General features: G+C 62.3%; 2 protein-coding genes and 1 pseudogene. 1 reads left to right on the top strand and 2 read right to left on the bottom strand.

The window, feature by feature from the left end; genetic code table 11:
* A pseudogene (truB, locus tag Y708_RS0105465) lies at positions 1 to 201 on the bottom strand (tRNA pseudouridine(55) synthase TruB); the annotation flags it as partial.
* Positions 202 to 268: 67 nt separating this feature from the next.
* Between truB and Y708_RS0105460 the strand changes: the two are divergent.
* Positions 269 to 1,420: a pyridoxal phosphate-dependent aminotransferase gene (locus Y708_RS0105460; protein WP_028279146.1), complete on the top strand. Its 1,152-nt coding sequence runs from the start codon at positions 269 to 271 to the stop codon at positions 1,418 to 1,420.
* Here Y708_RS0105460 and rbfA read toward each other — a convergent pair.
* Entirely contained in the window at positions 1,417 to 1,905 is a 489-nt protein-coding gene (gene rbfA, locus Y708_RS23080) for a 30S ribosome-binding factor RbfA (RefSeq protein WP_035775399.1), read from the bottom strand. The two genes, Y708_RS0105460 and rbfA, sit on opposite strands and share 4 nt — an antisense overlap.
* Positions 1,906 to 2,045 lie beyond the last annotated feature (140 nt).

Below are 2,045 nucleotides of genomic sequence, written 5' to 3'. Positions count from 1 at the left end.
GCCAACAATGTAAGTGAGGAGCCGCGTTGCCCTGTTGATCCCCACCACCAGGACACCAGTGGCCATGGGGTCAAGGGTGCCGGCGTGGCCAACTTTCCGGGTACCCGCCAGCCGTCGCAGCTTACCCACCACATCGTGGCTGGTCCAGCCCTGCGGCTTGTCCACAATAATCAGTCCTGAGTGGACCTGCCCGGAATTCACGCTTTTCAGTATATGGGTTGGCTCATTGGCTTCTGTGCCGAGCAACCTTCCGCGCTACCATTCCCCTATGCCATCCATTGCCAGCCATGTCCGCGAGGTTCCGGCCAATCAGATCCGCGAAATTACGCAGGCTGCCTGGGCGGCCCCCGGATCTATTGTCCTGAGTATCGGCGAGCCCGGGTTTCCCGTACCGCGGCATATCCTCGAGGCGGGCATGGCGGCCCTTGACCGGGACGAGACGAACTACACACCAAACGAAGGTATCGCACCACTCAGGGAGGCCTTCGCGTCGAGATTCCTCAGCCACAACGGAGTTGAGGTTGACCCTTCCCGCATCTATGTCACCTCCGGAGCGCAGCAAGGCCTGCACCTGGCCATGAGCATGCTGCTTGGCGCCGGGGACGAGGTGCTCATTCCCAATCCCGGATACCCGACCTTCGCCATGACCGCCCGGCTGGTTCATGCGGTTCCTGTGGCCTACCCGCTGTATCCGGAGCACGTGTTCCAGCCGCGTGTGCAGGACCTAGAGGATCTCATCAGCGACCGGACCCGGGTGCTGGTCCTTAATTCCCCCTCAAATCCGTTGGGTGCGGTGTTCAGCGAAGCGCTGACGAGGGATCTCGTGGACCTTGCCGTCAGACGTGACCTGTGGGTGATCTCGGACGAATGCTACGAGGCGTTCACCTTTGACGTCCCACATGTCAGTCCTGCCCGCTTCGACGGCCGCACTGCCGAATCAGCCCGCGTGGTCACGTCCATCACCCTGTCCAAGACGTATGGGCTTACCGGGCTGAGGATTGGGGCGCTGGTCCTGCCGCCGGGCCTTGGGCAGGAGTTCAACAACGTGATGGAGTCGATCGTCTCCTGCGTGGGCGCATCACCACAGTATGCGGCTGTGGCGGCGCTGACAGGGCCGCAAGACTATGTGACGGAGGTCCTGGCGCATTACCGCCGGAACAGGGATGCGGCGTCGTCCGCGCTGGCATCCAAGGGCATCCCCTACCTGGACGCGCAGGGCGCGTTCTACCTGTGGGCGGACATGTCGCATGCCACCGGCGGGGATGTCCGCAGCTGGGTCCACACCCTGCTCAGTGAGCAGGGTGTGGCCGTGGCACCGGGAACGGCTTTTGGGTCAATCGGTGAGGGCTGGATCCGCATCGCGCTGTGTGGCGAAACCGGACCTCTCCTCGAGGGGTTGAGCCGGCTTCCCGCACGCTAGTTCCGTGCGCCGCCTTCAGTATCCTCGGACAGTGAATTGTCGTCGCCTTCTTCAGCGTCCGCCTCCGCTCCGGGCTTCCGATACGGATCGGCTTCACCAGCGAATACGGCGCCTTGTGCAATGGCTGCAACCTCGGCATCCCGTTCCTTGGCGGTGCGCAGCAGTTCCTCAAGGTGACTGGCGTTGACCGGAATTTCATCGGGCACAAATTCCAATGTCGGGGTCAACCGCGCGGTGATGTTACGGCCCACTTCTGACCGCAGAACACCGCGGGCGGACTCAAGCGCATTGCGTGTGGCCACCTGTTCGTCAGCATCGCCCAACACGGTGTAGTACACGGTGGCGTGCTGCAGATCATTGGTCACCCGGGCATCGGTCACTGTCACAGCCTCAAGGCGGGGATCCTTGACCCGTCGCCGAAGCGCTTCAGCGACAATCACCTTAATCCGTTGTGCCATCCGGGCAGCGCGTGCTGGATCTGCCATAACTTCTCCTCATCAACAAACAAAAACTTGGGGCATACGACGACGCCGGCAACCCACCGTCGTCGTCATGTGTACGTGGGTGCCGCAAAATCTAACGCGACCTTACTATGCAGGTACCCGCGCGGTCGGCGCGGCATGGC

This window comes from Arthrobacter sp. H5 (assembly GCF_000520595.1).
GTDB lineage: Bacteria > Actinomycetota > Actinomycetes > Actinomycetales > Micrococcaceae > Arthrobacter_D.
The sequence above is the reverse complement of the archived record's forward strand: the minus strand, read 5'-3'. Positions and strand labels throughout refer to the sequence as shown.

Coding starts and splice junctions, on each gene's coding strand:
- Y708_RS0105460 (WP_028279146.1), top strand. CDS start 269: ATGCCATCCATTGCCAGCCATGTCCGCGAGGTTCCGGCCAATCAGATC.
- rbfA (WP_035775399.1), bottom strand. CDS start 1,905: ATGGCAGATCCAGCACGCGCTGCCCGGATGGCACAACGGATTAAGGTG.